Here is an 8,489-nt window from a genome sequence, read left to right as displayed (position 1 = left end):
TTTGAATGGTATTGCTCTATTTTTCCACATAGTCACATGATTGAAGCAAATGAGTATGCGGCAAAAGCAGACTTTGCAGGCGTGCCATTTCTAGGAATTAATGGGGGTTCTGGTTTTGACCCGAATCCTTCCATTTCCTTTATGGTGATTTGTGAAAGCAAGACTGAGATCGATTACCTGTGGAATCAATTGATCGAGAGCGGCTCTACTTTAATGGCATTGGGAAAATATGACTGGAGTGACTATTACGGCTGGTTACAAGACCAATATGGTTTTAGCTGGCAGCTCTATTTAGGCAAGTTATCGGATGTCAATCAACAAAAAATTGTCCCTACCCTGATGTATTGCGGTGCATATCAGGGGCAATGTCAGGCTGCATTGAATTTCTATCAAAGCTTATTCAAAAGCTTTCGGACTCAGGGCATTTTGAAATATAGCGAGGGTGAATATACCGGACAAGTGAAACATGCCCAAGTGATCGCCAATCACTTTACCCTGATGGCCATGGACAGTGGCATTCCCCAACCCTTTGAATTTAATGAAGCTGCATCGTTAATCATTGAATGTGATGACCAAGCCGAAATTGATTATTACTGGAATAACATCACACTAAAAGGTAGTGAGAGCCAATGTAGCTGGTGTAAAGATCAGTTTGGGGTGAGCTGGCAAATTCACCCTGAAAATTTGAGTGAAATTCTCAAGCAGAATCCTCGTGCACAAGCCGCAATCTTTAAAATGAAAAAGCTGGTGATTCATGATCTGCTACACGCCTGATCACTCTGCAACGAAATGACTTCAAAATAAAAAAAGCTATCAACCCATTAATATTTTTAATAATTGAATAACTAATACAAGCGAGCATAACAATGAATAATTTAAAAAATGCCTACCAAAAAAAGTTTACGCGTTGTCTTTATTGGAGCTTAAGCTGTCTACCCTTTTCTACATATGCTGCAGATTTCGTGCAAATCAAACAGCACCCTATTGATGCAATTGTGCAGCAAAATATGACACAAAAATCAGTCATGCAGCCATTCAAAAAAACCGGCAAGATCGATCAGATGCGTATTATGCATATCGATATTGACTATGTGTATGATAAAGATAAAGCACAGCAGCAAAAAAATATCCGAAGCTTGATCCAAAGGATTAACCTGATTCAACCGAATACCATTTTTTTGCAAGCCTTTGCAGATCCCGATGCCAATGGTTCAGCCGATCAGGTGTACTTTAAAAACCGCCACATCCCCACCAGAGACAATCTTTTTCCTGTTTTGGTCAGCCAGATTCGTAGCAAAACCCAAGTCAAGCATGTTTATGCCTGGCTACCTTTAATGTCATGGGAATTTCCAAAAAGTTATAAACTGACTTATGTTTCACATAATGAAGGTGGAAAACATGGCTATATTCGGGTCTCACCATTTGATCCGCAAAATCTTAAATACGTTTCCGAGATTTATTTGGATTTTTTCAAATCAAATATAGTAGATGGTGTCCTTTACCATGATGATGTCACGCTAAACGATTATGAAGACAGCTCGGCTCCAGCGCAAAGTACGTATCAGGCTTGGGGATTTAGTGCAGATCAATTATTAAAACAACCTCGGCAAACCAAACAATTACAATTTGCAAAATTCAAAACAGCATATCTGGATCAATTTGCAGCAGGCATTACCAAAATCGTGAAACAGCAACAACCTCATCTACTGACTGCTCGGAATATGTATGCGCCGGTAGTATTAGAGCCTCATAGTGAAAACTGGTTTAGCCAATCCATGCCAAGTACTTATCAATATTATGACTATAACGCCATTATGGCGATGCCTTATATGGAAGAAGCGGATGACCATCAACAGTTCTATTTAGACCTTATCCAACGTTCAAAAAAATACGACCCAGATTTGAGCCATACGATCTTTGAACTTCAAGCGTTGAATTGGCGAAATAATCGGAAACTTTCTACAGAAGAAATTGTGGATACAATCAAGTTTCTAGAAAAACATGGGGTAAAACATATTGGTTATTACCCCGATGATTTTGTACAGGAACATCCTCAGCCTGCTAAGCTGAAATCCGCTTTTTTAACTGGTGATTAGTTTCAACGAATTCCAGTAACCCTTTATTATTATAATAAAGGGTTAAATTCCTGGCTTGTTGCATGTTGATAATATCTGCCGTATTGACTTTAAAACTGCTGGCAAGTTGCGGTAGTGCGACTGCTACTGGATTTCTTCTACGATCCTTACCTGAAAAGCGAACCCAGTTATAAGTTGCCCAAAGCAATAGCACACCAATGAAGCCTAGAATCATCACCACAATATTCATTAAACTTAATTGGCTATCGGGTTGAGCTTGTATAACCAGTTGCTGATAAATCGTTTGACTCTCGAACCACCAGAAAAATATGGTTAATACCGGCATAAATAACCACATAAACACCAACCAACCCACGATTTGCAAACTGTATCCCACACTTTTATTACGTACATATTCGGGCTGATCTATATACTCTGGTAGCTCTAATTTTGACTCATCTTCAATTAAATAATATTTATATACTTTAGTCATTTTCTGGTGCTCCTCTAAATCCACGATCTGGACTTACCCAGCGTGCACGTTTTTGAGTCTTGAAAATCGTTTTCGGTAATGCAATCACTGTTGTCAACATGGTCAGAATCCAGAAGAACAGTGGATACCAAATGACCCAAAAATAGTTTCTAAACATGCGGGCTTTATCATAGGGTTTATCAATGCATAAACTCACGAAGAATTGAATCAGGCAAGTTAAACCCAAAATAATCCCGTACCATTGTGGAAAGAGTGATTGAATTGCCCACTCTCCAGGTAAAGGAAAAAACAGACCATATAGATATAGGATAATAATTCCAAACATCACATACGCCCAAACCACACTGATAATGGACTCCAGTGCAATAGGCCACATACGGCGTCGATTCCACTTAAATAAACTCGGTAAATAAGCAAATAAAACTTCTACTCCTCCTTGTGCCCAACGCAAACGCTGTTTCCACAGGCCCTTGAAGGTTTCAGGCATATAGATGTAGCACAATGCTTTGGGGACATATTGCAAATCCCAGTGATCGAACTGTAAACGCCATGACACATCGATATCCTCTGTGATCATGTCATCACGCCAATATCCAATCCGGTCTAGCGCCGTTTTCCGAAAACCGACTATTGCGCCTGAAACAGTGAAGATTCGCCCATAGGTGCGTTGTGCACGTTTAATTAATCCAATAATAGAAGAGAATTCGCCGACCTGAATTTTACCCAGAATACTGGAACGGTTCAGAATACGTGGATTCCCCGTGACTGCCCCTACCCGAGGGTAATGGGTTAAATGATGCATCATCCATACCACAGCATGCGGATGGATTAAGGCATCCCCATCTATACACACCAGATATTCATTTTGACTCACCATTGCTCCGGCACGTAAAGCATAGGCCTTGCCTTGGTTTTCAGCCAAATGAACCACTCTGAGTTTCGGATATTTTTGCAAAAGCTCATCTAGAATTTCAGCAGTTTTATCTCGGCTACCGTCATTGACCGCAATCACTTCAAATTCTGGATATTGAGTTTGCATGGCAAATTTGATGGTGTCTCTAATCTGCATTTCTTCATTGAAGCAAGGAATAATAATGCTGCATCCATGTTCACTTGGCTGTGGTAAAGAAGATTTTCTACGTTCATGTTTTAAATAGAACCAAATTCCGCCTGCGATCCATAGCCAAGCCATAAATAATGGGTAAAAAAAGGCAAAACCAAAATATATATCACTGATTTGCAATAAACTGGAGTCTCCCATTACTTCCTCCCCTTCGCAGTATTATTTTCATATGGATTACGATAAGTGAGTGGACTGGTATTAATACTCAGTTCTTGATAAAGATGCTCTTGAACTTGCTGTCCAGCATTCAATTGATAATTATTAATTCCAATTTTTTGTACGGATAATTTTTTGAGTTCTTGATAATATTGCGAATACTCTTTCCAATCACTTCTTTTCGCATTCTGATTTACTGTAAAACTCACAATTAAATACTGTTTTTGCAGAGCGTTTAATTTTTCGAGTTGTTTTTCTATTGCTCTAAATATTCCAGTATCTTTAACCGGATCGAATTCAATATAAAGAAAATCGTTATTATTTAAACTATATTCCATCAAAGGCATTAATCCATCTACATGTTTATCCTTTAATGTAATTTTCAAAACAGTTTGATAGTTATTACTGATATTGGTGTAATATCTTGCCTGTTTTTTAGCTTGCTCTTTTATATCAAAAACCTGCTTTATTTTTTGAGCACATTGCGCATCCCAGGTCTTTTGCTGTATCGCACAGTCGAGTTCATCTCCAGTATCGATCATTAAGCCTTCAATTGAAGAATTATACTTAACTAATTCCGAAGTTAAATCTGCAAAATTAAGTCCCTGTTTTGTTTGTAAACTGATCGGTAATTCAGCATATACCCGATTACCCACACGGGTACGTGCCTGCCAAACCGTACGGTTGAGTAAATCTTTGCGCATGCCCAATTGACGATTGGGGAAATAGGCAACATCTATTTTTCCATCACCATTCTCATCCCCTACGGTTTTTAATAAAATGGTATTGGTTTGTAATGCACTAACCTGATCTAAAAATTGACCAAGTTTTTGATCAAAAATTTTATTATTGGGACTGACCATTTCAGCCAGATCAAAACGGATATAGCTTCTACGCTGTTTATGGATATCACTTGCAAAAGTTAAGAAATCCAGCATTTCTGCATGCAACATTTCAGGGGTTGGATTATTCATTACCAGTGCACGTTGATAGGTTTGTCCCGAATCAGCCAAGGTGGACATACTGCCCAGGCTAAATGACATAGGCAAACCTGCCTTTGCTGCAAGCACCTCAGTTTCCTTGGTCACCGCACCATAAGGCCAGAATATCGCCCTTGTATCTGTTCCTAATTCAGTATCTAAAATTTTCTTTGACTGTTTCAAATCAGCCAATACCCGCTTTTGATAGGCCTGATCTGATTCATAACGTTGATATTTTGGTAAGAATTGACGTGTAATTGCCGCAGGCTGCATACTATTTTGTGGATTAGCAAGTATGCCCTTATGCATATTGTCCGAATGTGAAACAAACTCTACCAGGCCTGAGCGTTGCATTTCCCGCATCTGATCCCAACTCATTAAGCTGTTTTGACCATAGGCCTCATAGGCATCTTTGGTATTCCCGTTAATCCAGCTCGTTGGAATAGCAAAAGCAGCAAAATATTTATACTGTTTCAATAATGGGAAAACGCGGGTATAACTACTGAGTGCTCCATCATCGAAGCTCAATAGCACTGATTTTTTAGGTAATCGCTTTTTCTTTTCCCGAGCATCCCACACATCTTGCAAACTGATTGTTTGCCAGCCTTCCTGTTTTAACCAGGCGAAATAGCGTCCTAAATTCTTAGTACTGATTGCATAAAGGTCCCGATCTCCTTGGCGCGCAACATCATCTCGAACATCATGAAAAGTAATGGTAACAAATAAATTATCAGGTATTTCAGTGGTATTTTTAGTTATATTTTGAGCAAAACCCGTCGCTGGAACGGCAAATACCGTTACCATGACAGCAGAAAGTAAGATTTTCATCACTTGTTTCATTAAAAGAGTCCTTTAAAGCCCACTGTTGCATAAGTTTTTTCTTCATCTTCACCATCATAAGGGTGAGTTCCCCACCCTATGCCATAGTTCAGACTCCATGTCCGAGAAATCTGCCAATCATGTCCATAAAAAACGTTATAAATTGGCTTCGCGGAATAATTATCTTGTCCAAAAGTCCCAACGGTAGCTTCAAAATTTTGAGTGAGACTGCGGTCATATCTACGCCACGTAATCCACTCATGCTGTAAATTCAACTCTGCACTATAACTTTCTTCAGGATTGAAATAGTCCACAATGACATCTTTGTTCTGGCCGTAATAACCTGCCAAAGTCAAACTGGTAACATGATGTGGAGCCTGAAAAATCTGCTGTTTAAGGTATGCGGAAACCTCTTGGCGTGTATTACCATCATCAATATCGGTGAACTGATAGACCAGACCTGCCTTTCGAGCTTCATGCTGTTGCCAATTCAAATCAAAAGTATAAGATTTTCCTTCATTACCATTTCGGATGGCCTGTAATGGAATATCCGCCTGACTATTAAATCCGAAGGCATACTGCCAATGGTCATTCAACCATTGTGACCAATTGACCTTGACTCCAAAGCGTTCTTGATCCTGTTCATTGTCTATACTCTGAGACACCATAATATTCACCGCTTTACGACGCGATGCCCATTCCAGTCCCAACCCTACGCGTTGATCTTCAATTGTGCCCGTATCATATTCACCAGAACGGAAACTGTGATCAACATAAGTACGATAGTTATCAAAAAACCATGGACTGTGAATACGTGTGAAATGATCCTGCTCGCGATTTCCTCTTAGACGATTGAGTAAGGCCGAGTTATCAGAGTCACTTTCTGAAAAATTACTCAGATGTTGAATAGAGGCATGATTACGGTCATTAAGTTCTTTTTTATTTTTGATTACCGTCGTATCTTCAGGCATGATTTGCATGAGCTCATCACTTTGGAGACGCCATTCCTGGATATTTTCCAAAGCTCGCACGTTTTCTAAATGACGGATTCGGATTCCTTCATCAACAGGTATTACCCCGTCCCATTGAGATACGATCCATTCAGCGCGTTGCGGGTTTTCACGCAAAAGTTGAATAAGTGCACGATTATTTTGAAAAAGTACATTATTGGGTGCTTTTGCAATCAACTTTTCATAATACTGTTCTGCTTTGGCATATTCTTGACGATAGGCATAATTCAGACCGACCAAAGCTAGATACTCACTCCGGTCATCATGGGTAACTTTATCTACCCCTTTAGCACTACTATATTGGAAAGTAGGCAAGGCTTTATCCATGTTTTTTAATAATTGATCAGCTTCCTTATATTTCTCCTGTTCAATTAATGAATAATACAAGCCTGCATAGAGTTCAAAATGAGCATAGTTTTTCTCATTTAATAAATTTTTATAAATTTTTTCAGCGACTTCGGGTTGTAAATTTTTAAAATAGGCATCAGCAATTGCTTGACGCACATAAGGAGGCATTTGTTCTAGAGGCACTCCAATTTTCGGAATCTGCTCCAAAGCTTTTCCAGCGCGATTTCGCTCATTCAAAGCATAAATGTATTCATAATAAAACCGTCTTCTCCAATTGGGATCGTTCGGCAATTGTGATTCGTATTGCTCCATGTCCGCCAGCACTGCATCAAGTTGCTGGTACGGCTGTTTTCGTCCCCGATAAATTGAAAGCTTATAATATTCCACAGCATTTTGAATCCGCTGGGAAAATTCATTAATTTTGGCATTGGCTCTGAGGTCAGTATTTTCTTTGAGTGATTTACTATTTTGTATGAAATTTTCAGCATTGGCATAATCAGCATTGACCATCAATGCCAATGCATACTGTTCTTCTGTACTTACATCCTTACTCTTTTCGATAGCCAGATTAGCCGTATTCAAAGCTTCAACCGGCATATCCAACATCCGGTAAGTATAGGAAAGCTGTGCCAAATAATCTGCTTCGACCTGATTAATATCAATTTGAGAAAGGGTTTTTTTCGCCTGAGCCTTTTTACCCGCTTCCGCTTGTAATATTCCTGTCCATACGACCCATTGCGGATTAGAATCGGTTTTTGCAAAGTTTTTGGCCCAGTTTTCTGCAGCCTCAAATTTCTTTAAGTCTCGTAATGCCTTGATGACGGATATCTTTCCATAGGTTGGAAATTGTTGACTTTTTATACCTTTAAGGTAGCGAATATCGGACTCTGCAAATTTTTTATTTTCATAGGCCGTCACGACAAAATCCGCAATTAATTTCTGATTATTGGGATAACGGTTCAATAATTGTCTGAGTTTTTGTAATCCAGTATCGACCTGGCCTTGTTTAATTAAAGGTACAATTCTTTCACGCTGTTGATCAACAACGTCGTTATAAATCAATTCAGCGGATGACAATGTAGAAAACAGTAAAGTCCCACAAGAGAGCGAGAGTAAAGTGAGCTTAAAGTTCATAATTAAAATATTCTTTATTCATTGTTATTAATGGTCATATTCTAATCCACAATATATGACTAAAAGACCTGATTAACAAAAATATTGTGTTTCGTTTTGTATTTTTATTATTTTATGTGATAAATATCACATTATTTTAACTGTGAAATATAATGATTTTTATCTGCTTAATTTACTTTAAAATCTACTATATTTTCTTTATTCAATCAGTAAGTTTTGACTCAATCATTAACTTTGACTACTTCTAAAATATCTGTTTTTTTAAAATCTATCATTTTTATATTTGTTTTCTCAGTGACAGATCTCCTGCGCGTCAAAGCTTACTCAACAAAAAAGCCCTCAACTGAGGGC

6 protein-coding genes are annotated in these 8,489 nt (G+C 38.5%); 2 read left to right on the top strand and 4 right to left on the bottom strand.

Translation table 11 applies throughout. The features are described from left to right. Both B2Y23_RS09555 and pgaB (B2Y23_RS09550) read left to right on the top strand, forming a co-directional pair. Nucleotides 1-774, top strand: a 774-nt coding sequence (locus B2Y23_RS09555; protein ID WP_291370478.1) for a VOC family protein, incomplete at its 5' end; no start/stop codon positions are given. 188 nt (nt 775-962) lie between these two features. Further along, the gene (gene pgaB / locus B2Y23_RS09550) at nt 963-2,096 is read left to right on the top strand and encodes a poly-beta-1,6-N-acetyl-D-glucosamine N-deacetylase PgaB (RefSeq protein ID WP_291370476.1); all 1,134 of its coding nucleotides are present in this window, start codon (nt 963-965) and stop codon (nt 2,094-2,096) included. Here pgaB (B2Y23_RS09550) and pgaD read toward each other — a convergent pair. From pgaD to pgaA, 4 genes are read right to left on the bottom strand one after another with little or no spacing between them, the layout of a single operon-like run. Then, complete coding sequence (pgaD, locus tag B2Y23_RS09545) at nt 2,062-2,568, bottom strand: poly-beta-1,6-N-acetyl-D-glucosamine biosynthesis protein PgaD (RefSeq protein ID WP_291356255.1); 507 nt, start codon at nt 2,566-2,568, stop codon at nt 2,062-2,064. The two genes, pgaB (B2Y23_RS09550) and pgaD, sit on opposite strands and share 35 nt — an antisense overlap. Further along, nucleotides 2,561-3,829 carry a poly-beta-1,6-N-acetyl-D-glucosamine synthase gene (gene pgaC / locus B2Y23_RS09540; RefSeq protein WP_291356257.1) on the bottom strand — a complete coding sequence of 423 codons (1,269 nt, stop codon included), beginning with the start codon at nt 3,827-3,829 and terminating at the stop codon, nt 2,561-2,563. Before pgaC ends, pgaD begins: the two co-directional genes overlap by 8 nt. Continuing rightward, nucleotides 3,829-5,667 (bottom strand): poly-beta-1,6-N-acetyl-D-glucosamine N-deacetylase PgaB, encoded by a 1,839-nt coding sequence (gene pgaB / locus B2Y23_RS09535; RefSeq protein WP_291356260.1) that lies wholly within the window; start codon nt 5,665-5,667, stop codon nt 3,829-3,831. The genes pgaC and pgaB (B2Y23_RS09535) overlap by 1 nt, the downstream gene beginning before the upstream one ends. Beyond that, nucleotides 5,667-8,138 (bottom strand): poly-beta-1,6 N-acetyl-D-glucosamine export porin PgaA, encoded by a 2,472-nt coding sequence (gene pgaA / locus B2Y23_RS09530; protein ID WP_291370474.1) that lies wholly within the window; start codon nt 8,136-8,138, stop codon nt 5,667-5,669. The genes pgaB (B2Y23_RS09535) and pgaA overlap by 1 nt, the downstream gene beginning before the upstream one ends. Nucleotides 8,139-8,489 lie beyond the last annotated feature (351 nt).

This window comes from Acinetobacter sp. UBA5934, assembly GCF_002430855.1.
GTDB lineage: Bacteria > Pseudomonadota > Gammaproteobacteria > Pseudomonadales > Moraxellaceae > Acinetobacter.
The sequence above is the reverse complement of the archived record's forward strand: the minus strand, read 5'-3'. Positions and strand labels throughout refer to the sequence as shown.

What these genes read in the sequence shown, in the direction of transcription:
- pgaD (WP_291356255.1), bottom strand. Translation starts at nt 2,568, where the DNA reads ATGACTAAAGTATATAAATATTATTTAATTGAAGATGAGTCAAAATTA.
- pgaC (WP_291356257.1), bottom strand. Translation starts at nt 3,829, where the DNA reads ATGGGAGACTCCAGTTTATTGCAAATCAGTGATATATATTTTGGTTTT.
- pgaB (WP_291356260.1), bottom strand. Translation starts at nt 5,667, where the DNA reads ATGAAACAAGTGATGAAAATCTTACTTTCTGCTGTCATGGTAACGGTA.
- pgaA (WP_291370474.1), bottom strand. Translation starts at nt 8,138, where the DNA reads ATGAACTTTAAGCTCACTTTACTCTCGCTCTCTTGTGGGACTTTACTG.